Raw genomic sequence first — 25,000 nt, 5'->3', positions numbered from 1 at the left:
ATGAAAACAATAAAAATTGGTACACGTCAAAGTCCGTTAGCGCTTTGGCAAGCCAATAAAGTTGCTTCTATTCTTGAGGCAAAAGGTCATCCAACAGAAATCGTTCCGATTACTTCTGAAGGTGATGCAAATCTAAAACAACCCATTTATTCATTAGGTTTAACAGGTGTTTTTACGCGTTCATTGGACATTGCTTTGTTGAATGATCAAGTAGATATTGCGGTTCATTCGTTGAAAGATGTGCCAACTGTTTTACCAGAAACATTAGAGTTGATTGCGTATCCAGAGCGTGCAAGTTCTGCGGATATTTTGGTGTACAAATCGGAAGATATTTTCGAGAAAGAGCACCGAATTATTGCAACAGGATCTTTACGCCGTAAAGCATTTTGGAATCATAAATATCCAAATGATACGATTGTAGATTTACGTGGAAATGTGCAATTGCGTCTGAAAAAGTTGCAAGATAATGCAGATTGGGACGGAGCTGTTTTTGCGTTTGCAGGTTTGGATCGTTCAGAAATTTTGAATGAATTGGCAGAAAAAGGTCTTCATTATAAAGTGATTGATTGGATGATTGCTGCGCCATCACAAGGAATTTTAGGAATTGTAGCCAAAGAAGGTTTGGATTTGAGTGATATTAATAATCCTCAATGCGAACTTTTTGCTACGGTAGAACGTCAATTCTTGAATGTTTTAGAAGGAGGTTGTACAGCGCCAATTGGTGCGTTAGTTGAGAAAATTGATGAAGAAAATTACTCGTTCAAAGGAGCAATTTTATCAATCGATGGACAAGAAATGATTTCAATCGAAAGACAATTCAAAGCAGATGAATATTTGACAAAAGGTCGCGAATTTGCTGAAGAATGTATTGCGCAAGGTGCTGCAAAAATGATTGAAGAAATTAAAAAAGAAATCGGAACGAAATAGTGCGAACGAAGGTTTTATTCACGAAGTTAATTTCTCCTGAATTACTTGAAAAAGAATTTGGAGCCGATGTTGAGGTGGTTTGTAAACCAACTTTACAAATCGAATTGACTTCGAAAAATGAAATTTATGCACAGATTGATGAATCTGTTCATCAATTTATCGTGACGAGTCAAAATACAGTAAATGCCATTCAAGGATTGGAATTGAATGGTCATTTTTTTGTTGTTGGAAAAAAAACGGCAGAAAAACTAAAAGCGCAAAACAGAGAGGTTGTGTTGATTGAAGATTATGCAGAAGATTTAGCTCCGAAATTGATTTCAGGAAATTATTCTCCGAAATGGAATTTCTTATGCGGTTCATCGCGCCGAGATTTGTTGGTAAATGAATTGTCAAAAGCAAATCACGAAGTCAATCAAATTATTACATATCAATCAGAACAGATTGTTTATCAATTAAATGAAACTTTTGATACCTATGCTTTTTTTAGTCCGTTATCATTCAAAGCGTTTCATCAACAAAATGAAATATCGGAAAGTTCGTGTATTTTTACAATCGGAAATACAACAACTTCTGCGATACAAGAAGTTTATCCAAATCATGAAATTATAACTGCGCAAACACCATTGGTGGAAGTAGTTATCGAAAATATAAAAAAATACATCAATGATAAAAAATGATTTGCTTTTAAAAGCATTGAGAGGTGAGGAGGTAGAACGTCCGCCAGTGTGGATGATGCGTCAAGCAGGACGTTATTTACCAGAATTTATCGAATTGAGAGATAAATATGATTTCTTTACACGTTGTCAAACGCCAGAATTAGCGGCTGAAATTACAGTTCAACCAATTCGTCGTTTTCCGTTGGATGCAGCAATTATCTTTTCAGATATTTTGGTTGTACCACAAGCAATGGGAATGAATTTCGAGATGAAACCTGGTGTTGGTCCATGGTTAGAGAATCCTATTCGTACAGCTCAAGATGTAGAAAAAGTTTATATTCCTGATGTTGAAGAAGAGTTAGGTTACGTTTATGCAGCGATGGATATTACAAAGAAAGAGTTGGACAATAAAATTCCGTTGATTGGTTTTGCAGGTTCTCCTTGGACATTGTTATGTTATGCTGTAGAAGGACAAGGTTCTAAATCTTTTGACAAAGCGAAAGGTTTTTGTTTTCAAAATCCAGTTGCAGCGCATCAATTGTTAGAAAAAATCACTCAAACAACGATTCAATATTTGTTGAAAAAAGTGGAACACGGTGCAAATGTGATTCAGATTTTTGATTCTTGGGGTGGAATGCTATCGCCAAAAGACTATGATGAATTTTCTTGGAAATACATCGAGCAAATTGTAAACGAAGTTTCTAAAGTAGTTCCTGTAACAGTTTTTGCAAAAGGTTGTTGGTTTGCTTTAGAGAAAATGGCAGATTCTAAAGCTTCTGCTTTGGGTGTTGATTGGACAATTACGCCGCAATTAGCGCGTGAGTTTACAGGTTTCAAAAAGACGTTACAAGGTAATTTTGATCCTTCTCGTTTGTTATCTCCTCCAGAAACTATTCAGCAAATGGTAAAAGAAATGATTGACGATTTTGGTCCGTATAAATACATTGCCAATCTAGGTCACGGAATTTTACCAAATATTCCAGTTGAAAATGCACAAGCTTTTATAGAAGCTGTTGTAAATTATAAGAGAGATTAAGAAACTCTATATAACAAGAAAACCTTCCGTAATGGAAGGTTTTTTTATTGAATATATAATTTAAATTTTACGATATTATTTAGATCTTTTGTATAATAAGCTATCCAATAATAATTATTCTCTTTACTTACAATTCTATATTGATATATTTCTCCTTTTCTACTAAATGATTTTTTCATTGAATTATTACTTTCTAAAAACTCTAAATTAAAATCATTATTTTTTATCCAATATAATTTTAGTTTAGAAAAAGATTCATCAATAAAATATTCAATCCAATTATTATCTTCAATTTTTACAATTGTTTTATTTCCTTCGTAGTCAAAATAATATAATTCAGAAGCTGACTTTACTAAATTATAATCTTTGTCATTGATTGTTGATTTAGGCAAATTTTCTAAAGTAATCCAGTTTTCATTATTTTTTTCAGAGAATTTCTTTATTATATCAGTGTATTCTTTACAATTTTTTTGAAATCTATAAAAGATAGCTTCTTCTTCAGCTTGAATTTCATCTTTTGAAAAATCTTTAAAATATTTAATTAAACTAACATTTTGATTAACTAAATTAATTCTTTCTAAATCATTAAGATTTTTATTTTCGGAAAGGATCTTACAAAGATTATGAATTAGTATATCTCTTTTTTCATCAATATTTTGTGAAAAAGAAATTGAACAAATTATAAATAGAATATAAGTTAGGTAATATTTCATCTTTGGTTTTTTATAATTAATAAAATAAGAATAATTAAAATCTCTGAAATAAAATAGTGTTTATTTCGCAAAATTTTTTGAGAGTTTATCACTGAAAATAATTCCAATAAATGAAAGTAGAATAATAATTGAACTCGAAATTAAATCAGAAGTTAGTCCATTTTGAAAAGAATCTTTTACACTAAAATACTTAATTGTTGTATTGATAAAAATAGGTAATTGAAAAATCAATAAAATAATCGAAACGATTATTATCGAAATCTGTGCATATTTTTGAATAGGAATTGTTAGATTTTCAATTCTTGTATCTTCAAAATATTTTTCGATTCTAAGAAATCTAATCATAATTTCTGTTTTATAAATGAAAGTATAATAAATCAAAAACAGTACAATGAATAAAACTACAAGAGTGATGTAAGGAAATAACACGATATTTTGACTTTTTATTTCTTCAGGAAATATTACATCAAAGTTCATTAACAGATTGATTTGCTCGGGAAAAAATGTTATAAAAGTTTCTATAATAAAGAAAAAACCAATCAATTTGATTATGATTGCAAATAGATTTTTAATCGTCATTTTGTTTCGTGTTAATTATTATAAATGTAATAAAAATACATTCTAATCTCCATTTTAACAGAAAATTAAAAGAAATCAATTTTATATTCGATAGTTTTAGTATATTTTAGTAGAAATATTAATATCATAAGTAAACTACATAAAAGAATAAGATGAAAAAGGGTATATTTTTGATGTCAGTTTTGGGTGTTCTTTTCTTTGTTCAGTCATGCGAAACGAAGAAAGAAAATGCTGACTCAACAACTAAAGAAGTTGTAAAACAAGATACAGTGCAAGCTGCTGCAGAGCCTGTTGGAAATCCTACAGATGTTAAAGCTGACCCAGGAACTTTCCAAATTAAACCTTTGAAATATGGTTACGATGAATTGAACGAATACATTGATGCAAAAACAATGGAGGTTCATTTCTCTAAACATTATTTAGGATACATCAACAAATTGAATACAGCGCTAAAAGAAGCAAATATCAAATCGAATGATATTGTAGACATTTTGAAAAAAATGGATATGAATAATGCTGCTTTGCGCAAAAATGCTGGTGGATATTACAATCACATGCTATATTTCGATATTATGTCTCCAACGCCGCAGAAAGCGCCTACAGGAGATCTTAAAGCGAAGATTGATGCAACATTTGGTTCTACAGAAGAATTGATGAAACAATTGGACGAAGCGGGTTCTAAACGTTTTGGTTCTGGTTGGGCTTGGTTGGTTGTGAAAGCGGACGGAAGTTTGGCGGTTACAAGTACAGCAAATCAAGATAATCCATTGATGCCAGGAGCAGAGGTTGCGGGAATGCCAATTTTAGGAATTGATGTTTGGGAACATGCTTATTATTTAAAATACCAAAACAAACGCGATGATTATTTGAAAGCGTTTAACAATGTTTTGGATTGGAAACAAGTTGAAGATAATTACAAGAAAGCGAAATAGACTTTCGGATAACGACATAAAAAAAGCTTCTCAAATTTTTGAGAAGCTTTTTTGTTTATTTTTTATTTTAATTCTTAATCAACGATTGTGTTTCTGTTGTTCCATCTTCATTAAAAACGCGAACAATGTATTTTCCTTTTTTCAAACTTTGTACGTTAAAGTTTGCTTTTTGGCTTCCGTCTAATTTTTTATTCATCACTTCATTTCCAATAATTGAATATATCGACACCGAACTTGCTTTCGATGGATTATCAAATTTTATTGTAAACGTAGAACTCGCAGGATTTGGATAAATACTAACAGAGCCTTTGTCCTGATCAAATCTCGACTGAGCTGATGCAGATGTTATGGTGAATAAAAATATAGTTATAAATAGTATAAAGTGTTTCATATGCTTGTAATCCTAACAAATATAAAAATAAATAATTATAAAACAAACATTTCAAAATATATACCAAACAAAAAAGTGATGCTAAATTTTAGCATCACTTTAAGATATATAATAAAAATTATAAACTTATTATAAGCTGTAACGGATAAATCCAGTTACTTTCAAGTCAGCGTTAACAGCTTTAACGACATCTTGAACAGAAGTTTTTCCGTCTTTGATTGACGCTTGGTGAACTAATGTATTCTCTTTGAAGAATTTTTGTAATTTACCTTGAGCGATGTTTTCAATCATGTTTTCTGGTTTACCTTCTGCAACTAAAGTTTCTCTAGCGATAGATAATTCAGTGTCAATTACAGATTGAGCAACAGAAGTTTCATCTAATGCTACTGGGTTCATAGCAGCAACTTGCATAGCAACGTCACGAGCTACTTCAGAAGCACCTTCTACGTTAGCAGATAGAGAAACTACAGCACCAATTTTGTTACCAGCGTGGATGTAAGAATTAACGATAGCACCTTCGATAGCTTGGAAAGTACCAATTTCGATTTTTTCTCCAATAACACCTGTTTGCTCAGTTAATTTTTCACCAACTGTAATTCCTGCGAATGGTAAAGCTAATAATTCTTCTTTAGAGTTAACTGTTAAAGCTAAATCAGCGATTTCGTTAGCCATAGCAACGAAAGCTTCATTTTTAGCAACGAAGTCTGTCTCACAGTTCAAAGCGATAACGATACCTTTAGTTTGGTCAGCGTTAACTTTAGCGATAACTGCACCTTCTGTAGAATCACGGTCAGCTCTTTTAGCAGCTACTTTTTGTCCTTGTTTACGTAAAACTTCTACAGCTTTATCGAAATCTCCACCAGCTTCTTCTAAAGCTTTTTTAGAGTCCATCATTCCCGCACCAGTTGCGTTTCTTAATTTACTTACCTCAGCGGCTGTTGCTTTGTAGCTCATAGTAATATTTTTATTTTGTTTCTTAATATTTTAAATAAAAGTAGCTCGTACACCACAAAATGGTGTAGGAGCTACAAGGTATATTATATCGATGAATTGATCATCAAGTTAATGTTAAGCTTCTTTTGTTTCAGCTCCTTCTTCTTTACCTTCTTTTGCTTTTTCTTTTTCTGCTTTACGTGTAGATAAACCAGCTTTGATAGAATCAGCTACTGTAGATAAGATGATATCGATAGATTTAGAAGCATCATCATTTGCAGGGATTGGGAAATCTACTTGACGTGGGTCAGTATTTGTATCAACCATTGCAAAGATTGGAATACCCAATTTTTGAGCTTCAGCTACAGCGATGTGCTCACGTACGATATCTACAATAAATACTGCAGATGGTAAACGTGTCATATCAGCGATAGAACCTAAGTTTTTCTCTAAAGATGCTCTTTGACGATCAACTTGTAATCTTTCTTTTTTAGATAGTGTTTCAAACGTACCGTCTTTTTTCATACGATCGATTGAATTCATTTTTTTAACTGCTTTACGGATAGTAACAAAGTTAGTTAACATCCCACCAGGCCAACGTTCTGTAATATAAGGCATGTTGATTTCTTCAGCATGCTTAGCTACAACATCTTTCGCTTGTTTTTTAGTTGCAACAAAAAGAACTTTACGTCCAGATGCAGCAATTTTTCCTAAAGCTTCAGATGCTTCATCTAATTTCACTGCAGTTTTGTGAAGGTCGATGATGTGGATTCCGTTTTTCTCCATAAAAATATAAGGAGCCATAGCCGGATTCCATTTTCTTGTTAAGTGACCAAAGTGCACACCAGCACCTAATAAGTCCTTTACATTTACTTTTGCCATTTTCTTTTTTTTAGTTTACGTTCCGTTATCTCAACAAGCAACAAACAAGTGGTCGAAAAATTCTAGCCTTATTTGTTTAGATGCTAAACCAACGGAAAATGGATTTTTTAATGAATTGAATAAATTAACGTTTAGAGAATTGGAATTTCTTACGCGCTTTCTTTTGACCGAATTTTTTACGTTCAACCATACGTGGGTCACGTGTTAATAACCCTTCTGGTTTTAATTGTAAACGAAAATCTGCGTCAACTTCACATAAAGCTCTAGAAATTGCTAAACGAATTGCTTCAGCTTGACCAGTGATTCCACCACCAAATACTTTGATATCTACATTGTATTTCTCTTTTGTACCAGTGATTAAAAATGGTTGTTCTACTTTGTATTGTAATACTGCCGTAGGGAAGTAGATTGCTAACTCGCGCCCGTTAATGAAGATTTCTCCATTACCTTCTTGTAAGTATACACGAGCAACAGATGTTTTTCTACGTCCGATTTTATGAACTATTGCCATGGAATTAGATTATAAATATTCGTTAATATCGATTTGTTTTGGTTGTTGAGCTTCGTGATTGTGCTCAGTACCAACAAATACATGTAAATTAGTCAATAATTTACTACCCAATTTATTTTTAGGTAACATTCCTTTTACTGACTTTTCGATTAAGCGTACAGGATCTTTTGCAAAAACTTCTTTCGCAGTTAAAGATCTTTGTCCACCTGGGTAACCTGTGTGACGGATGTATAATTTGTCATCCCATTTGTTACCTGTTAATTGAATTTTGTCAGCGTTTAAAACAATTACATAATCTCCACAATCTGCATGAGGAGTGAAGTTTGTTTTGTGCTTACCTCTGATAAGCTTCGCAACACCTGACGCTAAACGACCTAATGATAAGTCAGAAGCGTCCACAACTACCCATTCTTTCTGAGCAGTTTCTTTGTTGGCTGATGAAGTTTTGTAACTTAACGTGTCCACTATCTTGATTTTTAATATTTTATAAATTACCGACAATCCGATCGGGGTGCAAATGTACAAAATGATTCTGTTTTCCCAAAAGATTTTAGGAATTATTCATCATTTTGATGGATTTGTACCATTTAGATGGTTGTCAAAACGTTTGCAAAATTACGTTAATTAATTGAATATCCAATATTTTTTTCGAATTAGACGTTCTATTTAACCGATTGATTGTTTTAAAATGATTAACAAATTACATAAAAAAGTATTCATTTTATCGTTTAATCAATTAAGTATGATGCTAAACAAAATTTAAAAACCGCGCAATTCAAAATTTAAAATGCACGGTTTTTTTATTGTAAGATATCTTATTTTAACCTCTTGAGAAAGGTAAAATAGTTTGAGTTGTAGAACCTAAACCTTCAATTCCATATTCGATAACATCTCCTGGTTTTAACCAAACTTGAGGTGTTTTTCCCATTCCTGATCCTGCTGGAGAACCTGTAGAAATAATATCTCCTGGTAAGAAAGACATAAATTGAGATAGGTAAGAAATTAATTTAGGAATACGGTAAATAAAATCACTTGTATTACCATCTTGCATCAATTCTCCGTTTAATTTTAACCAGACACGTAAATTATTTACATCCTCGATTTCGTCTTTTGTTGCAATAAAAGGTCCAACAGGTGCAAATGTATCACATCCTTTTCCTTTGTCCCAAGTACCACCACGTTCTGTTTGGAAAGCACGTTCAGAAATATCATTAATCAATGCATAACCGTATACGTGATTCATTGCGTCTTCTTCCGTTACATTATTTGCTTTTTCACCAATAATAATACAAAGTTCTGTTTCCCAGTCCATTTTTGTAGAACCATTTGGTTGCATAATTCCGTCTTCTGGTCCGTTAAACGATTGATTCGCTTTGATAAACATAATCGGTTCTGCTTGTTGTTGTAAACCTGTTTCTTTTACGTGATCATCGAAGTTAAGACCTACACAAACAATTTTTCCTGGACGAGTTAAAGGTGTACCAATACGTACATCATCTTCAACTAATGGCAAGCTATTAATGTTAAGCTCGATATATTTTTGTAAAGTTTCTTGTTTTTCTGTATTTCCAAAAAAATCATCATCATAAATAATTCCAGATGCTGAAACATCGAATTTTTTCTCATCGATGATTACACCTGATTTCTCCTGACCTTTTGGTCCGAATCTAAAAATTTTCATCTTCTTTATATTTTTTCCGCCACAAATATACGACGTATTGTTTTTTGATTAAATAAATAAAAAAAAGACATCTGTCATTAACAGATGTCTCATAAAGATAAAAAATAATTATATTTATCTAAAATTATTTAGCAATTCCTCTCGAAATTACAATTTTTTGAATTTCTGATGTTCCTTCGTAAATCTGAGTAATTTTTGCATCACGCATCATACGCTCTACATGATACTCACGAACATAACCATTTCCTCCATGAATTTGAACGGCTTCCGAAGCAACTTCGTTCGCTGTTTTAGAAGCAAATAGTTTTGCCATTGCACCAGAAATAGAAATATCTTTTCCTTCGTCTTTCTCAACCGCAGCTTTGAAACATAACATACGAGCAGCTGTAATATTAGTTGCCATATCTGCTAATTTGAATGCAACAGCTTGATGATTGATGATTTCTGTTTTGAATGCTTTACGAATTTTTGCATAATCTAACGCTAATTCATAAGCACCTTGAGCAATACCTAATGCTTGAGAAGCAATACCGATACGTCCTCCGTTTAAGACATTCATTGCGAAAGCAAATCCAAATCCATCTTCACCGATACGGTTTTCTTTTGGAACTTTTACATCATTAAAGAATAATGAATGTGTGTCAGAACCACGGATTCCCATTTTTTGCTCTTTTGGTCCAATTTCGAAACCTGCCCATCCTTTTTCTACGATGAAAGCATTGATTCCTTTGTGACCTTTTTCTGGATCAGTTTGAGCGATTACTAAATAAGTAGAAGCTGTTCCACCATTCGTAATCCAGTTTTTTGTACCATTTAATAAATAGTGATCTCCCATATCTACCGCAGTAGTTTTTTGAGAAGTCGCATCAGAACCAGCATCTGGCTCAGATAAACAAAATGCTCCGATCACTTGACCAGAAGCTAATGGTACTAAATATTTTTGTTTTTGATCTTCGTTACAATATTTTTCCATACCAGCACAAACCAAAGAGTTGTTAACTGACATGACAACAGCAGCAGAAGCATCAACTTTAGCGATTTCTTCCATTGCAATGACATAAGAAACGCTATCTAAACCAGATCCTCCGTATTTTGGGTCAACCATCATACCTAAGAATCCAAGTTCTCCCATTTTTTTTACTGCATCAGTTGGGAAAGTAGATGTTTCATCGCGTTCGATAACTCCTGGTAATAATTCGGCTTTAGCGAAATCACGAGCAGCTTCTTGAATCATTAATTGTTCTTCCGATAATTGAAAATTCATGTGATTATTTATTTATGGTTTTTATTATTTTATGATTATGACTTTAAATTTTTATTCAAATTTTAGAGAAAAAACAAATGCTCTGGTTGATAATGAATTCAAGCTTCCTGTCCAATAAGGGTCTGTAGAAGGTTTATCAGGAACAATTTCATTATTAAAGAAGAACATACCTTTTAGAGCTGGTGTAAGTTTAAATCGTTTGAAATAAATTTCAACTCCAATTTCAGCTTGCCAGTTAAAGTTATTTGTTGTTGTTCTAAAAACTCCAGTTGCGTTATCGTCTTCTTTATTTTCGTTCGATTGTAAGTTCATTAGATAACCCAAACCTCCTTGAATGTATGGACGTGTATTGAACCAACGATCTCCGTGAAAGTTAAGTAACAATGGAATTTCGATATAAGTAGATTTTACTTCACGTTTTACATTAGAATCTTCTAAATTTCCTTCATAAGTACCAGTCGATGTACCAGCTAAAGGGGCATTACGAAAATGTAAAATACGTTGAGCAAAATGCAATCCTGGTTCTGATTTTAAATCAATATAATCATTTACTCGCATTTTTGCGATTAATCCAACAGAGAAACCAGCTTTACTTTCTTGATCTAAATAAACTAAACCGTGTTCATTTACTCCATCATCTTCTGGAGTTTGAGGAGTTCCTGGTAACGGATTTGTTTGAGCTTTAGGAACAATCTTGTAACTCATCATATTAGTTCCCAAGAAATATCCAAAACTAAATTTTTTCTGATCAGTTTCAGTTCTGTTTTCACTTCTGTCATTATTAGGGCGAAACTGCGCATTTGCAATGCTAGCAACAGTTAACGATAATGCGATGATTAGATTTTTTCTCATAGACTTTCAACGAATAACAAGCAATTTTATTTTATACTCTTATAAATGCTTGCAATACCAAAAGTAAGTTTTTTATCAATAGGTTGTGTAAATTTTACACTTTTCAAGATGTTTTTCATCTCTTCTCCATGTGGAAAAGCACGAACTGAATCTGGTAAATAGGTATAAGCACTTTGATCTTTCGAAACCATTTTACCAATTGCAGGTAAAATATTTTTAGAATAAAACGTGTACAATTGTTTCATTGGGAAAGCTGTAGGATACGAAAATTCTAAAATAACAAAAGTTCCGCCTGGTCTTAAAACACGATTAATTTCTGCTAAACCTTTCTCTAAGTTTTCAAAATTACGAACACCAAAAGAAACGGTTACACAGTCAAAAGTGTTATCAGGAAAAGGTAAATTTTCCGAATCACCTTGTACCATTTCGATACGATTTTCTAATCCAGCTTCTTTTACTTTTTTGCGACCAACTTCCAACATTCCGTTAGATAAGTCTAATCCAGTAATTTTTGCATCGGTATTTTTACCCATCATAATCGCTAAATCTCCTGTTCCAGTCGCGATATCTAAAATCGTTTTTGGTTGAGAAGCTTTTACCATTTTGATGACATCTTTTCGCCATTGAATGTCGATTCCCATTGATAAAACACGGTTTAATAAATCGTATTTTGGCGAAATATTATCGAACATTTGCTCGACTTGTTTCTTTTTATTTAGATCTGATGCTTCGTAAGGAGTTACTGCATCGTGTTGATGATTTGCCATTTTGTAAAGTTATAAAATCTAAATCTTATTCGTAATTCTCGAAATAAAATTGTTTAAAATCTTCTTTGTTAAATATTTTCGATAAATCAGTTGCTTTCTCGCTTCCGCCACTTTTTATAAACATCTTAGGATAATCCTGATCGATGTTGTAGTAAAAGTTTTCGATGTATAATTGAGAAGATTTTTCGATAATTCCGTGATAAACCTTGTTATCTATTGCAATATTGTTTGATAAAAAGATAGAATCTTTGTTTTTTCTAACACCATAAGGTCGTGTAAATGTATAATATTCTTGATGCGTTGGATTTATAAAACCATTTGCTCTTGTAATATCTACAACTGTATCTACATTTTTGTTATTAAAACTATAAACGATATGCGCTTTTCCTTTTTTCAGGTCTACTCTTGCATTTTGTTGAGGTGCAATTGTAAAATCTTTATCGTTAATTTTGATTGTCAAGGTTTTGTTTGATGGATTGTCAATCACATACCCATCTTTTTTGCTCAAAAAAGTGTTATAAACAACAACGATCAAAGCAGCTAATCCACAGACGATTAAAAGACCAATTAATGAAGGATTTTTTTTCATGCTGCTAAATTAATTATACTTTATTAATTTCAGCATGAGTTATTACATATTTTTCATGACTATTTTAATGAAATGTGTAACTTTGTCGCTATTATTTTTTTATTAAAATTGAACAATATTAATATGATAAACTCTGTAATTACAGGTTCTGGACACTATTTACCAAATAGAATTGTTACGAACGAAGATTTTGTTAACCACGAATTTTATGACGAAAGTGGAAATCGTTTGGATAAAACTGGTGAAGAAATTACGCGTAAATTTGAGGAAATTACAGAAATCAGAGAAAGAAGATATGTAGAAGATGATTTATTAAATTCTGATATCGCAACTTTTGCAGCTAAAAAAGCAATTGAAGAATCTGGCGTTAATCCAGAAGAATTAGATTATATAATCGTTGGACACAACTTTGGAGATATTGATCCTGTTGGTCATCAAATTGATATTATGCCGTCAATTTCGGCAAAAGTAAAACACAATTTAGGAATAAAAAACCTAAAATGTAAACCTTATGATATGACATTTGGTTGTCCAGGTTGGATAGAATCATTGATTTTAGGACATCAATTTATTCAAGCAAATATTGCAAAGAAAGTTTTGGTAATCGGTTCTGATACGCTATCTCGTGCTGTAGATCCACATGATCGTTCTGCGATGATTTTTGCAGATGGAGCAGGAGCAGTTGTTTTAGAAGCAAAAGAAGCTGACTATAAATATGGAATCATCAATCATGAAACTTTAAGTTATACAGGTGATGAATTGGCTTACTTGACAAATGGACGTTCTGCAAATCCAGACTATAAAGGTTCAATCAAAACAATTAATATGAAAGGTCGTAAAGTTTACGAATTCGTATTAAAAAATGTTCCGCCGGCAATCAAAGAATTGTTAGACGAAACAAATTTATCAATTACTGATATTGATAAAATTTTATTGCACCAAGCAAATGCAAAAATGGATCATGCGATGATAGAGCGTTTATACAAATTATATGGTGTAGCTGTTCCAGAAAAAATTGATCCAATGACGGTTCAATTCTTAGGAAATACATCTGTAGCAACGGTTCCTACAATGTTTGATTTAATCAAAAAAGGAGAATTAGCTCCTCATCAATTTCACGCAAATGATAAAATTATTTTAGCTTCTGTTGGAGCTACAATGAATGTTAATGCGGTGATTTATCAATTCGAAAAATAAAAACAAAAAACACATATATTATTGTGAATACATTCGGAAGACTATTTAAAATTTCAACTTTTGGCGAAAGTCATGGTGTAGCGATTGGAGGTGTAATTGATGGCGTTCCAAGTGGAATCGAATTAGATTTTGATTGGATACAAGCGCAATTAGATCGTCGTAAGCCAGGGCAATCTGCAATTGTGACACAACGAAAAGAACCAGATGCAGTACAATTTCTTTCAGGTATTTTTGAAGGAAAAACAACAGGTGCTTCTATCGGGTTTATTATTCCGAATGATAATCAAAAATCGCACGATTACGATCATATCAAAGGCGTTTTTCGTCCTTCTCATGCCGATTTTACATACGAAACCAAATATGGTGTTCGCGATCATAGAGGTGGAGGAAGAACTTCTGCGCGCGAAACGGCTAATTGGGTTGTTGGTGGCGCTGTTGCAAAACATGTGATTCCAAATATCAATATTACAGCTTATGTAAGCGGAGTAGGTGAGTTGAAGTTGGATAATGATTATTCTACATTAGATTTTTCTAAAATTGAAGATACGGCAGTACGTTGTCCAGATCTAGAAATGGCAGAAAAAATGATCGATCGTATCAAAGAAATTCGCAAAGAAGGTGATACAATTGGTGGTGAAGTGACTTGCGTTATTCAAAATGTGCCAGTAGGTTTAGGTGAACCAATTTTTGATAAATTACACGCACGTTTAGGGCAAGCAATGATGTCGATAAACGCGGTGAAAGGTTTTGAATACGGCGAAGGTTTTGCTTCAACATCAATGAAAGGTTCAGAAATGAATGATCAATTCAACCAAGATGGAACAACAAAAACCAATTATTCTGGCGGAATACAAGGTGGAGTTTCGAATGGAATGGATATTTATTTCAAAGTTGCTTTCAAGCCAGTTGCGACATTGATGCAAGAACAAACGACGTTGAATGCTGATGGCGAAATGGTCGAAATGCATGGAAAAGGTCGTCACGATCCTTGTGTTGTTCCAAGGGCCGTACCTATTGTAGAAAGTTTAGCTGCGATGGTTTTGGCTGATATGTTGCTGATACAACGAACAAGAAATATATAAATAACAAAAAACTCCAACTTTTAAAGTTGGAGTTTTTTGTTGCTTAACGCTTTTAACCAAAATCCTTCATTTCTTTTCTGTATGTTTCTCCAATTGGTAAAATTTTCTGATTGAGATAAACAGAATTACCATCTATTGAAGTTAAAAAATCAAGATTGATGATATACGAACGATGAATTCTTTTGAAATGATTTGGTAATTTTTCTTCGAAAGATTTCATGGTTTCTAAGACTAATATTTTTTCAGTTTTGGTATGAATTCGAATATAATCTTTCAAACCTTCAATGTAAATTAAGTCCGAAAAATTAATTTTTACTTGCTTTCCATCTGCTTTTACAAACAAATAAGTCGATTGATTTTTAGTTGATGTCGTTTGAAAAAAATCAACATACTTTTTTACTGACGAATCAAAACGGTCTTTCGTGATAGGTTTCAATAAATAATCAACCACATGAAAATTAAAACTTTCTAAAGCATAATCTTGATAAGCAGTTGTAACAATAAATTTCTGAGAATGATCAAGGATTTTCATCAATTGAATTCCTGTTAATTCGGGCATTTGAATATCTGTGAAAATAAGATCAACTTTATTATTTTTGAGAAAATCAATTGCTTCAAAAACTTCAGTTGTAGCAAGTGAAACAATTAAATTTTCATATTCAGAAGCGTGTTTTTTTAATAATTCAACAGCCAAAGGTTCATCGTCTAAAATAATACACTTAATTTTCGTCATTTAATGGAATTTTTAGGTAAATATGAAAGGTTTCGTAATCGTTTTTAATCTCGAAAGTATAATTATTTCCGAAATAATAATTTAATCTTTTTTTCAAATTTGTTAATCCAATTCCAGAAGTTTCATCTTTTTGATGTTGATTAATTTTATTTGAAACGGAAATCTCAAGGTATTCAGAATTGGTTTTTAAATTGATTTTAATTGGATGATTAATGTCTTTTACAACACCATGTTTTATTGCATTTTCGATTAAAGGCGAAATAATATACGGATGAATTAATTTTTTAGAATTTTCGATCAAAAATTCTTTTTCGACATAAAATTTTTCTCCATAACGAATCTGCTCCAAATCTAAATATTGATTGATGTAATCAATTTCTCGTTCAATTTCTATTTTATCTTTATTGGTTTCGTAGGTTGTGAAACGCATAATTGCACTCAAATTTTCGATAGCTTTCAGCGAATGAGGAGAATTTACACTAACCAAACTATAGATATTATTAAGGGTATTAAATAAAAAATGAGGATTAATTTGAGATTTCAGAAAATTGATTTCAGCTTCTTTTTTCTCTTTTTCTATAATGTTATTTTGTTTTAGTGTATGGATTGAATGAAATGTCATCCATAAAAAAAGTGACGAAAAAACGATGAAAGAACCATAATGTAAATTGTCGTAAATGTAAAAACTAATCGTTGTTCCTTCAAAATAATTGACTTTGTGAAACAAAAAATCTGTAATAATTTGCTCAATAAAATAACGAACAATAATGAATGTTGTAAAGGAACATATTATAGAGAATAATATCGATTTCCAATTGATTTTTTTAAGAAAATAGGGGGCAATAAAAAAATAGATAATAAAAATTGTAATTAACTGAACAATATACATTGTTGATGCAAATAATGTAATTGCTTTAAAAAATGAATTTCCGTTAGTTAGATTAACTAATCCAACTGTTATATAATCAAACAGAATGTAAATAAGCCAGAACCCCAAAAGTATAAGTACACTTTTTTGTTTCGAGAAACTTAAATTTTTTTTATCACGCTCCATTGTTTTTGTTTTTTGTAAAATTAGATTCTTTTCTAGATAAAAGTGAAGTGATTCGTCGATAAATCAAATGGGTTAGTCGATAAATAGAAGTCAATTTTTTCAGAATCACAGAAATTTGAATCATAATTAAAAATTAACTCAAATGAAAAACTTATTTATTGCAATTGCTACATTTATTGGTACTATGAATTTATCTGCTCAAGCAAAATATCAATTTCAAACAAAATTTGATGATGCTATTCCAGTTCTTAATATGGGAACTTTTCACATGGGATATACGCCAGATGCAAGTACGACTGAATTTGATGAGAATAACCAAGATAATGTTCGTCAAATACATGAAATAGCAAAGCAGATTGCGGCTTTTAAACCTACAATTATTTTAGTTGAACAAAATCCTTCTCGCAATAAAATGTTGAATAAACTTTTTCAAGATTATTTACTTAATCCTAAAATGAAGTTTGAAAATCCAAACGAAGTTGAGTTATTGGCTTATGAAGTTGGGAGACTAAGCGGATCGAAGAAAATTTACGGAATTAATTATCAAGAAGATTATCTTTATATGCTTGGTGATTTGTTGAAAGAGCAAGATGATTCGATTACATTCAAAAAATACATTGAAATGTTCCGAAATAATGAATCAAAAAATGGAATTACAAAAAAAGATGTGAAATTGAAAGAGTTATTGCAGTACTATAATCAACCAGAATTTTTAGATTTTTCTGTTGCAGTTAATGCAGATATGTTAACGACGGTTTCATACAAAAAATATCCAATAGGAGCAGAACAAGCGGCGAAATATTATCATAGAAATTTAGCCATGTTCTCAAATATGAATAATGTGCCAATAACAAAAGACGATCGTATTTTTGTATTAATGGGAGCTACACATACGGCTTTCTTTAAAGATTTCTTACGACGTTCACCAAAGTTTAAAGAAGTAAATACGTTAGATTATCTAAAATAAAAGCATAAAAAAACCTCGCAAACTGCGAGGTTTTTTTATATATAGTTGAATAATAATTATTCTTCTGTAGATGGAGTTTCTTCTGTAACAACTTCTTCAGATACTTCCTCTTTTTTCGCTTTCTTGTCGTTAGCGTAAATTGGGTTATCATAGTTGAAGAAAGAACCTTCTTCTTTAGTAGCATTAGCTGCTTTTTGAGCATCTAATTTAGCTAATTCTGCTCTAGTTTTAGCAGCTTCTTCAGCAGCTTTGATAGATGCAGCATCTGGTACAATTTCAAATCCGAAATCTACTTCAACATCTCTGTGGAAACGAACTTTAGCTTCGTATTTTCCTAAACGTTTGATAGTATTTCCAGGGATTCTAATATTTTTCTTCTCGATTTCAACACCAGCTTTTACTAAAGCTTCTGCTAAATCTGCATTGTTGATAGATCCAAATAATTTGTCTCCAGAACCAACTTTAGCGTCGATTTTAACCACTAAACCATCTAATTTAGCCGCTTTTTCTTTCGCTGCAGAGATTAATGTAGCTTCTTCTGCTTTACGAGCGTCTAAAACTTCATTTAATTCTTGTACATTTTTTGGAGTTGCAACTGATGCTAATCCACGAGGGATTAAGAAGTTACGTGCGTATCCAGGTTTTACTGAAACAACTTCAAATTCAAAACCTAAACCTTCTACATCTTGTCTTAAAATTACGTTCATGATATTTTAATATTTAGGTTATTATTTTAATTGATCACCAATAAATGGCATTAATGCTAAGTGACGAGCTCTTTTGATCGCTTTAGAAACTTTTCTTTGGTATTTTAAAGATGTTCCTGTGTAACGACGAGGTAAAATTTTACCTTGCTCATTCACGAATTGAATTAAGAAATCAGCGTCTTTATAGTCAACGTATTTGATTCCAAATTTTTTGAAACGACAATATTTTGAGTTTGATTGTGTTTCGATATCTAAAGGAGATAAATAACGGATTTCTGATTCGCTACCTCCAGCTGCTTTTTTTGCTAAATCGTCAATTGCCATAGCTTTGCTTATTTGTTAGAGTTAGACTTTAATTTTGTTCTACGTTTTTCTGCCCAGTCCATACCGTGTTTGTCTAATTTCACAGTTAAGAAACGGATTACACGCTCATCACGTTTGTAAGCAACTTCTAATTGAGAAACTAACTCGTTATTGTCTGATTTAAATTCTACTAAGTGGTAGAATCCATTTCTTTTGTTTTGAATTGGGTAAGCTAATTTTTTTAAGCCCCAGTTCTCTTTTGCTACGATTTCACCACCGTTAGCAGTAACAAAGTCATTGAATTTATTAACTGCTTCCTCTACCTGAGAATCAGATAGAACGGGAGTCAAAATGAAAACAGTTTCGTAATGTGTCATTTTTAACTTCTTTTAAGTTATTATTTATACTAAAATTCGAGGTGCAAATATAAGAATAATTATTTGAATATCGCAAATGAATAATTATTGAATTTTTATAGATAGCTTATTTGTTGAATATTATCGTTTTATCATATTGACGTTAAAAAAATATTGACTTTTTTTAAAAAAAATTTGCAGTTTAAAAAAAGTAGCTTACATTTGTCAACATAAAAGGCTAATGGCTTTTTCATAGGTTTAGGTTGGTTAAGGTTAAAACCCTCGTTTCTGCGAGGGTTTTCCTTTTTTTTCTAAAAACATCTTCTTAAATTTGGTCATAATAATTAATGTAAAATTTTATGACAACAAAATACAATCCTATTCCAAGCGAATTATTCGTAAAGAACAGAGCGAAATTTGTAAAAGCAATGAAACCTCGTTCTCTTGCTATTTTCAATTCTAACGATATTTATCCAATTTCTTCAGATTCTACGTTACCATTTGCACAACATCGTGATATTTTTTATTTATCTGGAGTTGATCAAGAAGAATCTATCTTATTAATTTTTCCTGATGCTTACGATCCAAAATATAAAGAAGTATTATTTGTTCGCGAAACAAACGATCATATTGCAGTTTGGGAAGGAGAAAAATTATCAAAAGCTCAAGCAACAGAAGTTTCTGGAATCAAAACTGTACTTTGGTTACAAGATTTACCAAATGTTTTGCGCAAATTGATGGTAGAAGTAGAAAATGTCTATGTGAATAAAAACGAACATTATCGTGTAACGGAAGCGCCACAATTAGAAACGCGCGAAGATCGTTTTGTAAAACAATTGAAAGCAGATTATCCTGGACATACTTATTTACGTTCAAATCCTATTTTGCAACGTTTGCGTTCTGTAAAAGAAGTGGAAGAAATTGCTTTGATTCAACAAGCGTGTGATATTACAGAAAAAGGTTTTCGTCGTATTTTAAATTTCGTAAAACCTGGTGTTTGGGAATTCGAAATCGAAGCTGAGTTTGTTCATGAGTTTTTACGTAATCGTTCAAAAGGTTTTGCATACACGCCAATTATTGCGTCTGGAAATAATGCGAATGTGTTACATTATATTCAAAATAACCAAGAATGTAAAGATGGTGATTTGATTTTGTTTGATGTTGCTGCAGAATATGCAAATTATTCATCAGATATGTCACGTACAATTCCGGTTAATGGAAAATATACAAAACGTCAACGCGAAGTTTATGATGCAGTTTTACGTTGTAAAAAAGAAGCAGAAACGATGTTAGTTCCTGGAAATAATTGGTATAAATACCACGAAGAGTTAGGAAAAGTTTATACTTCTGAATTGTTAGGTTTAGGTTTATTGGATAAAGCAGATGTACAAAACGAAGATCCAGCTTGGCCAGCTTACAAAAAATACATGATGCACGGAACGTCTCATCACATGGGATTAGATACACATGATTATGGTTTATTGACTGATGATTTTGTGGCTGGAATGGTTTTCACAAACGAGCCAGGATTCTATATTCCTGCAGAAGGTTTTGGAATTCGTTTGGAAGATGATTATGTAATTCAGAAAGAAGGAAAGCCTTTCAACTTGATGCAAAATATTCCATTAGAAGCAGAAGAAATCGAAGATTTAATGAATAAATAATCTTTCATTATATTAAATGATAACAAAAATGGAACTCAATATTGAGTTCCATTTTTTATTTTAAAAGATAATTCTTAATCATTTTCTGGCGCATCATGCGATGGAATATCATCTAAATCTAACATTTCTTTTGCAAGAGCAATCATACGTGGAGTTCCTGTGTGTTTATTTTTTTCGTCCGAAAGTTTTACAACGCCTGTCCATTTTATATCTATCGAAGAAATTTCGGTTAATTTCATCACGATATTCATAGGTTTTAAATCAGTGTCATTTGTTAAGTTCGTTCCAATTCCAAATGATAATCCAATTCTTCCTTTGAAAGCTTTTGTAATCATTTCCACTTTTTCTGAATTTAATCCATCCGAGAAAATAATCGTTTTGAATAAAGGATTGATGCCCATTTTTTCGTAATGCGCAATTGTTTTTTCTCCAAATTCAATTGGATCTCCAGAATCGTGGCGAACGCCATCAAATAATTTAGATAGTTTTTTATCAAATTGTCCAAAGAAAACATCCGACGTATAAGTGTCAGTCAAAGCAATTCCTAAATCACCATAATAAACTTTTACCCAACGATCTAAGCTGATTGAATTCGCGATTTTGAATCCGTAGCGTGCACCATGAAACATAAACCATTCGTGAGCATGAGTTCCAATTGGTTTTACGCCATATTTATGAGCAAAGTGAACATTAGAAGTTCCAACAAAACTTTTTCCTTTATGGTTTGTTAATTCTTTCATCACGACATCATGAACTTCGTAACTGTGACGACGACGAGTACCAAATTCCGCAACTGTAACGCCAAGACGATTGTATAAATCAACTTTATCACTTGTGCGTTTTGTGATTTCTTCGTTAGAAATACGTTGCGCATTTGTCAATTTATAGAAAATTTCGCTAATCAAACACAAGATTGGAACTTCCCACAGAATTGTGCGATACCAATATCCTTCTACATGCACTTCTACATCAGTACCATTTTGAGTGATTTTTACTTCATTTGGATCATAACGATAACCTTGCAAAAAATCTAAATAAGCAGGACTTAAATAAGGACAGTTCGTTGTGAAAAAGTTTTTTTCGTCTTTGGTTAAAGCAAGTGAAGCCATTGCATTGATTTCTTTTTGCAATTCATCTGCAAAACCTTCAGGAAATTGATGTTCACCACGGTTGATGAATTTATAGCGAGCCATTACATCTGGATATAATTTTGTAACGCCAAATTGCATGGTGAATTTATAGAAATCGTTATCGATAATAGATTTTATAATACTCATTTTTTAGGTTTAATTCTAATATATTTTGAAATTTAAAGATAAAAAAAAACCATCAATGTAGATGGTTTTTGTAAGATTATCTAGTTTTGAAGATAATTATTTTGTTGTTCTTTTCTCGATTTTAGGTAATTCGAAATTGAAAACTATAGTTGCGTCTCTGTATGTTGAATATTCAGTTAACCCTGTACTTTGAACGTAATATTTGTTTCTTGCATAAGCTAAACGAGAAGGTAAAATAATTACACCTTGAAAGTTATACAAATCAGTTGTAGCACGTTCAGTTGTTTTGAAATGTTTCAGTCCTTCTACAAAGTTTTTTAATTCGATGTGTTCTCTTTTTACACCATTTTTAATTTCTGTTGCTGTTGGTGTAAAGTAATAAAAAGTTGGATCTTGTGTAGCAGAACCATCTCCAGTATTTATACTTGAATAATAAAACTGACCCAAAGAACCATATTTTCTTTTGTAGTCTGTACTATTCGTTGCAACAAAATATGTTGAAATAGAACTTAGATAAATAGAAGTACTATCATTAGAAACAATAGTTTTTCCTGTTCCTTTATGATTAGGATTTTCGGCATACCAAATTCCTAAGTTGTCTTGTTTTGCTAAAGATTTTAATGTTGGATAAGCATCATCTTCGTTTCCTTTGATAGTATCAAATTTTGTAAGTACACCTTTAGAGTTGAAGTAAAAATCTTCCATGTATTGTTGAATCGCTTCATCGTCTAATGCATTACGTTCTTCAATTGGAATTTTAGTTTCTTTATTTACACCATTATCATCATCATTATTACATCCTACTAAAACAGCAGAACATGCAATTAAAGTAACGAAGAATTTCTTTATCATGTTATTTCGATTTATATTGCGAATTTAGAAAAAATATTAGTTTAACCTAACAAATATTCAGTTTTTAAATGAGATTAGATAAATTTCTTTGGAGTGTTAGATATTATAAAACGAGATCTTTAGCGGCTGATGCGGTAAAAAAGAATCGTGTAAAAGTGAATGGAGATGTAGCAAAAGCATCGCGAGATATAATTCCAGGTGATGCGATTGAGGTGAGAAAAGATCAAATTAATTTATCTTTTAAAGTATTGCAAGTGCCAAATAATAGAATTGGAGCTAAATTGTTAACCTTGCATATTGTGGATACAACGCCAAAAGAAGAATATGAAGTTTTAGAGCTTCGAAAGCTTTCGCAAGATTATTATCGTGAAAGAGGTGAAGGTCGACCAACGAAAAAAGATCGCCGAGATTTGGATGATTATTTAGAAGAGGGTGGAGAAGATGCAGAAGGTATCATTATAAAAGGAGAAGATTTGGATTAATTCCAAATCTTCTCCTTTTTAAGATGTTTCATAATTTCGTCCAAAATCTCTAATGTACTTTGGTTTGAAATACTGATTGTATATTTTGCCTTTTCATAAAACTGATTGCGCTCAAACAAATGTTTCGCAATAAACTCCATCATTTCTTCATCAGAAAGGTGAGCAATCAAAGGTCGAGTTTCTTTTTTATTTTCCAATCGTTTCACCAATTGCGGTAATTGTACACGCATGAAAATTGAAATCGAATTGTTGGCAATTTCATCCATGTTATCGTAATAAACAGGAGTTCCACCGCCCAAAGAAAGCACAATGTTTGTTGAAGTCAAAACTTCTTTTAAGGCTTCTCTTTCTTTTTTTCGAAAACCTAATTCGCCTTCTTTTTCAAAAATCTCACTAATTTTTGTTTGATATTTATTTTCGATAAAATCATCAAGATCGATAAATTCGAAACCTAATGCTTTGGCTAAATCTTTTCCGGTAGTCGATTTTCCGCTACCCATATATCCTACTAAAGAAATAATCATGATTAGTCTACTGGTAAGTCTTCTGAATAAAAAATAGTTAATCTCGCGTATCCATCAAACGTATCAATTTGATACGAATACGTATTCTCCAAACGTCTTGCATCATATCGCTCCACATTATAAGTTACCTGATAATCTTCGTTGGTAACAATAGAATTTGAATGATGATATTTAGATTTTGGCGCATCTTTTTTGATTTCTGCTCTATATTGATTCAAGAACTTAATCGGAAAAGAATACGTTAATTTGTAAACAATCTCTTGCGAAACCTGTATTGCTGTTATTTTATTCAAAAACATCGTTCCTTGATTATTGTTTTTGATTTTCAAAGAATCTAAACGATCAGAATTTTGAATGTATAGATTTTTCCCAAGTTTAGAAACCTTGAAACAACGATCATTCAATTTTTGATGAATAATCTGTGGTTGATCTTTTATCAATTCCTTTAACTCTTTCAATGCAAAATTAGACAAATGTGCATCTTTTGTTTCCTGATTACAATTGTTTGCATATTCAGAATCGGGTACGTCTGCCTCTGGATTATCAGATTTTTTACACGATACTACCGAAAACAAAGCAATAATAATATATAGTATATTCTTCTTCATTCTAAAATTTCAATCTTTAAATAGCGTTCCGAAAATAATTTCGGTTCACATAGATTTAGATTTGCTGGTTGACAAATATAGTATATAAATCATTTATCAAATATATAAAATGATGTTTCTATGGCTTATTTTTTCAGTTTTCTTACTCGAAATTCTATCTTTCAAAAAAAAACTAAAAATTTATCTAAATTTAAGTTCTTAAAACCGAAATGATTAATTAATAAATTGTAAAAAACTTCACAAAACGTTTGTTAAATTAGTATTAAACGCCCTATATTTGCACTCGATTTAAGAAACCGACCTGGTAGCTCAGTTGGTAGAGCACAACACTTTTAATGTTGGGGTCCTGGGTTCGAGCCCCAGCCAGGTCACTTAGTCAAAACGTTCTTTTTTATATAAGAAAAATAAAAACGTTTTTCGTTTTGTAAACTCAGATATAATCGTATATTTGCAGTCCGAAAAAACGGAGACCTGGTAGCTC

At 31.8% G+C, this 25,000-nt stretch carries 29 protein-coding genes, 1 tRNA gene and 1 pseudogene; 10 read left to right on the top strand and 21 right to left on the bottom strand.

The genetic code is table 11. The features are described from left to right. From hemC to hemE, 3 genes are read left to right on the top strand one after another with little or no spacing between them, the layout of a single operon-like run. Window positions 1-927 (top strand): hydroxymethylbilane synthase, encoded by a 927-nt coding sequence (gene hemC / locus B4A23_RS07795; RefSeq protein ID WP_291118675.1) that lies wholly within the window; start codon window positions 1-3, stop codon window positions 925-927. Further along, complete coding sequence (locus B4A23_RS07790) at window positions 927-1,604, top strand: uroporphyrinogen-III synthase (protein WP_291118673.1); 678 nt, start codon at window positions 927-929, stop codon at window positions 1,602-1,604. Before hemC ends, B4A23_RS07790 begins: the two co-directional genes overlap by 1 nt. Continuing rightward, window positions 1,591-2,619, top strand: coding sequence for a uroporphyrinogen decarboxylase (gene hemE, locus B4A23_RS07785; protein ID WP_286484763.1), 1,029 nt, complete (start codon window positions 1,591-1,593; stop codon window positions 2,617-2,619). The genes B4A23_RS07790 and hemE overlap by 14 nt, the downstream gene beginning before the upstream one ends. Window positions 2,620-2,663: 44 nt before the next feature. On the opposite strand, the gene B4A23_RS07780 is transcribed toward hemE, so the two are convergent. Together B4A23_RS07780 and B4A23_RS07775 are read right to left on the bottom strand one after the other, a co-directional pair. Beyond that, window positions 2,664-3,332, bottom strand: a complete 669-nt coding sequence (locus B4A23_RS07780; protein WP_291118671.1) for a hypothetical protein — start codon at window positions 3,330-3,332, stop codon at window positions 2,664-2,666. A gap of 60 nt (window positions 3,333-3,392) precedes the next feature. Next, a complete protein-coding gene (locus B4A23_RS07775; RefSeq protein ID WP_291118669.1) occupies window positions 3,393-3,677 on the bottom strand; it encodes a hypothetical protein in 285 nt (94 codons plus the stop codon). Between the two features lie 386 nt (window positions 3,678-4,063). Here B4A23_RS07775 and B4A23_RS07770 point away from each other — a divergent pair, with 386 nt between their 5' ends. After that, window positions 4,064-4,843 (top strand): superoxide dismutase, encoded by a 780-nt coding sequence (locus B4A23_RS07770; protein ID WP_291118667.1) that lies wholly within the window; start codon window positions 4,064-4,066, stop codon window positions 4,841-4,843. 67 nt (window positions 4,844-4,910) lie between these two features. On the opposite strand, the gene B4A23_RS07765 is transcribed toward B4A23_RS07770, so the two are convergent. The 10 genes from B4A23_RS07765 to B4A23_RS07720 all read right to left on the bottom strand — a co-directional run bounded on the left by B4A23_RS07765 (window position 4,911) and on the right by B4A23_RS07720 (window position 12,713). Then, on the bottom strand, window positions 4,911-5,234 hold the full coding sequence (locus B4A23_RS07765; RefSeq protein ID WP_115001418.1) for a T9SS type A sorting domain-containing protein: 324 nt from the start codon (window positions 5,232-5,234) through the stop codon (window positions 4,911-4,913). 129 nt (window positions 5,235-5,363) lie between these two features. Next, window positions 5,364-6,188, bottom strand: a complete 825-nt coding sequence (tsf, locus tag B4A23_RS07760; RefSeq protein WP_038334478.1) for a translation elongation factor Ts — start codon at window positions 6,186-6,188, stop codon at window positions 5,364-5,366. Window positions 6,189-6,302: 114 nt separating this feature from the next. Beyond that, window positions 6,303-7,049, bottom strand: coding sequence for a 30S ribosomal protein S2 (rpsB, locus tag B4A23_RS07755; protein ID WP_038334479.1), 747 nt, complete (start codon window positions 7,047-7,049; stop codon window positions 6,303-6,305). 124 nt (window positions 7,050-7,173) lie between these two features. Further along, window positions 7,174-7,560 carry a 30S ribosomal protein S9 gene (gene rpsI, locus B4A23_RS07750; protein WP_038334481.1) on the bottom strand — a complete coding sequence of 129 codons (387 nt, stop codon included), beginning with the start codon at window positions 7,558-7,560 and terminating at the stop codon, window positions 7,174-7,176. Window positions 7,561-7,569: 9 nt separating this feature from the next. After that, window positions 7,570-8,025 carry a 50S ribosomal protein L13 gene (gene rplM / locus B4A23_RS07745; protein WP_038334665.1) on the bottom strand — a complete coding sequence of 152 codons (456 nt, stop codon included), beginning with the start codon at window positions 8,023-8,025 and terminating at the stop codon, window positions 7,570-7,572. Between the two features lie 355 nt (window positions 8,026-8,380). Further along, window positions 8,381-9,241, bottom strand: coding sequence for a fumarylacetoacetate hydrolase family protein (locus tag B4A23_RS07740; RefSeq protein WP_180904968.1), 861 nt, complete (start codon window positions 9,239-9,241; stop codon window positions 8,381-8,383). Window positions 9,242-9,365: 124 nt separating this feature from the next. Then, window positions 9,366-10,505 (bottom strand): acyl-CoA dehydrogenase family protein, encoded by a 1,140-nt coding sequence (locus B4A23_RS07735; protein ID WP_115001412.1) that lies wholly within the window; start codon window positions 10,503-10,505, stop codon window positions 9,366-9,368. 51 nt (window positions 10,506-10,556) lie between these two features. Next, entirely contained in the window at window positions 10,557-11,357 is an 801-nt protein-coding gene (locus B4A23_RS07730) for a porin family protein (RefSeq protein ID WP_291118665.1), read from the bottom strand. 26 nt (window positions 11,358-11,383) lie between these two features. Next, window positions 11,384-12,124 carry a bifunctional demethylmenaquinone methyltransferase/2-methoxy-6-polyprenyl-1,4-benzoquinol methylase UbiE gene (gene ubiE, locus B4A23_RS07725; protein WP_038334486.1) on the bottom strand — a complete coding sequence of 247 codons (741 nt, stop codon included), beginning with the start codon at window positions 12,122-12,124 and terminating at the stop codon, window positions 11,384-11,386. 25 nt (window positions 12,125-12,149) lie between these two features. Beyond that, a complete protein-coding gene (locus tag B4A23_RS07720) occupies window positions 12,150-12,713 on the bottom strand; it encodes a hypothetical protein (RefSeq protein ID WP_180904965.1) in 564 nt (187 codons plus the stop codon). Window positions 12,714-12,836: 123 nt separating this feature from the next. Between B4A23_RS07720 and B4A23_RS07715 the strand changes: the two genes are divergently transcribed. Both B4A23_RS07715 and aroC read left to right on the top strand, forming a co-directional pair. Continuing rightward, window positions 12,837-13,910: a 3-oxoacyl-ACP synthase III family protein gene (locus B4A23_RS07715; protein ID WP_038334667.1), complete on the top strand. Its 1,074-nt coding sequence runs from the start codon at window positions 12,837-12,839 to the stop codon at window positions 13,908-13,910. Window positions 13,911-13,927: 17 nt separating this feature from the next. After that, window positions 13,928-14,992: a chorismate synthase gene (gene aroC, locus B4A23_RS07710; protein WP_291119484.1), complete on the top strand. Its 1,065-nt coding sequence runs from the start codon at window positions 13,928-13,930 to the stop codon at window positions 14,990-14,992. Window positions 14,993-15,044: 52 nt separating this feature from the next. Here the strand turns inward: aroC and B4A23_RS07705 are convergent, their stop codons facing one another. After that, the gene (locus B4A23_RS07705; protein ID WP_291118663.1) at window positions 15,045-15,725 is read right to left on the bottom strand and encodes a LytR/AlgR family response regulator transcription factor; all 681 of its coding nucleotides are present in this window, start codon (window positions 15,723-15,725) and stop codon (window positions 15,045-15,047) included. Further along, window positions 15,712-16,779, bottom strand: a complete 1,068-nt coding sequence (locus B4A23_RS07700; RefSeq protein WP_115001401.1) for a sensor histidine kinase — start codon at window positions 16,777-16,779, stop codon at window positions 15,712-15,714. The genes B4A23_RS07705 and B4A23_RS07700 overlap by 14 nt, the downstream gene beginning before the upstream one ends. A gap of 142 nt (window positions 16,780-16,921) precedes the next feature. On the opposite strand from B4A23_RS07700, the gene B4A23_RS07695 reads away from it, so the two are divergent. Further along, on the top strand, window positions 16,922-17,746 hold the full coding sequence (locus tag B4A23_RS07695) for a DUF5694 domain-containing protein (RefSeq protein ID WP_286484754.1): 825 nt from the start codon (window positions 16,922-16,924) through the stop codon (window positions 17,744-17,746). Between the two features lie 209 nt (window positions 17,747-17,955). Here the strand turns inward: B4A23_RS07695 and rplI are convergent. The 3 genes and pseudogenes from rplI to rpsF all read right to left on the bottom strand — a co-directional run. Next, window positions 17,956-18,453, bottom strand: a pseudogene (gene rplI / locus B4A23_RS07690) (50S ribosomal protein L9); the annotation flags it as partial. Between the two features lie 21 nt (window positions 18,454-18,474). Further along, the gene (gene rpsR, locus B4A23_RS07685; protein WP_019976570.1) at window positions 18,475-18,777 is read right to left on the bottom strand and encodes a 30S ribosomal protein S18; all 303 of its coding nucleotides are present in this window, start codon (window positions 18,775-18,777) and stop codon (window positions 18,475-18,477) included. Window positions 18,778-18,785: 8 nt separating this feature from the next. Then, the gene (gene rpsF / locus B4A23_RS07680) at window positions 18,786-19,133 is read right to left on the bottom strand and encodes a 30S ribosomal protein S6 (RefSeq protein ID WP_038334492.1); all 348 of its coding nucleotides are present in this window, start codon (window positions 19,131-19,133) and stop codon (window positions 18,786-18,788) included. Between the two features lie 338 nt (window positions 19,134-19,471). On the opposite strand from rpsF, the gene B4A23_RS07675 reads away from it, so the two are divergent. After that, a complete protein-coding gene (locus B4A23_RS07675; RefSeq protein ID WP_291118661.1) occupies window positions 19,472-20,776 on the top strand; it encodes an aminopeptidase P family protein in 1,305 nt (434 codons plus the stop codon). Between the two features lie 74 nt (window positions 20,777-20,850). Here the strand turns inward: B4A23_RS07675 and pncB are convergent, their stop codons facing one another. Continuing rightward, the gene (gene pncB / locus B4A23_RS07670; protein WP_291118659.1) at window positions 20,851-22,053 is read right to left on the bottom strand and encodes a nicotinate phosphoribosyltransferase; all 1,203 of its coding nucleotides are present in this window, start codon (window positions 22,051-22,053) and stop codon (window positions 20,851-20,853) included. A gap of 96 nt (window positions 22,054-22,149) precedes the next feature. Beyond that, the gene (locus B4A23_RS07665) at window positions 22,150-22,905 is read right to left on the bottom strand and encodes a hypothetical protein (protein WP_291118657.1); all 756 of its coding nucleotides are present in this window, start codon (window positions 22,903-22,905) and stop codon (window positions 22,150-22,152) included. Between the two features lie 68 nt (window positions 22,906-22,973). On the opposite strand from B4A23_RS07665, the gene B4A23_RS07660 reads away from it, so the two are divergent. Next, window positions 22,974-23,387, top strand: a complete 414-nt coding sequence (locus B4A23_RS07660) for an RNA-binding S4 domain-containing protein (protein ID WP_115001391.1) — start codon at window positions 22,974-22,976, stop codon at window positions 23,385-23,387. Here B4A23_RS07660 and B4A23_RS07655 read toward each other — a convergent pair. Continuing rightward, window positions 23,384-23,911 carry a shikimate kinase gene (locus tag B4A23_RS07655; protein ID WP_291118655.1) on the bottom strand — a complete coding sequence of 176 codons (528 nt, stop codon included), beginning with the start codon at window positions 23,909-23,911 and terminating at the stop codon, window positions 23,384-23,386. The two genes, B4A23_RS07660 and B4A23_RS07655, sit on opposite strands and share 4 nt — an antisense overlap. Before the next feature lie 2 nt (window positions 23,912-23,913). After that, window positions 23,914-24,519, bottom strand: a complete 606-nt coding sequence (locus tag B4A23_RS07650; RefSeq protein WP_280050413.1) for a hypothetical protein — start codon at window positions 24,517-24,519, stop codon at window positions 23,914-23,916. Window positions 24,520-24,817: 298 nt separating this feature from the next. Between B4A23_RS07650 and B4A23_RS07645 the strand changes: the two genes are divergently transcribed. Then, window positions 24,818-24,890, top strand: a tRNA-Lys gene (locus B4A23_RS07645). Window positions 24,891-25,000 lie beyond the last annotated feature (110 nt).

The organism is Empedobacter sp. UBA7248 (assembly GCF_002472945.1).
GTDB classification, from domain to species: domain Bacteria; phylum Bacteroidota; class Bacteroidia; order Flavobacteriales; family Weeksellaceae; genus Empedobacter; species Empedobacter falsenii_C.
The sequence above is the reverse complement of the archived record's forward strand: the minus strand, read 5'-3'. Positions and strand labels throughout refer to the sequence as shown.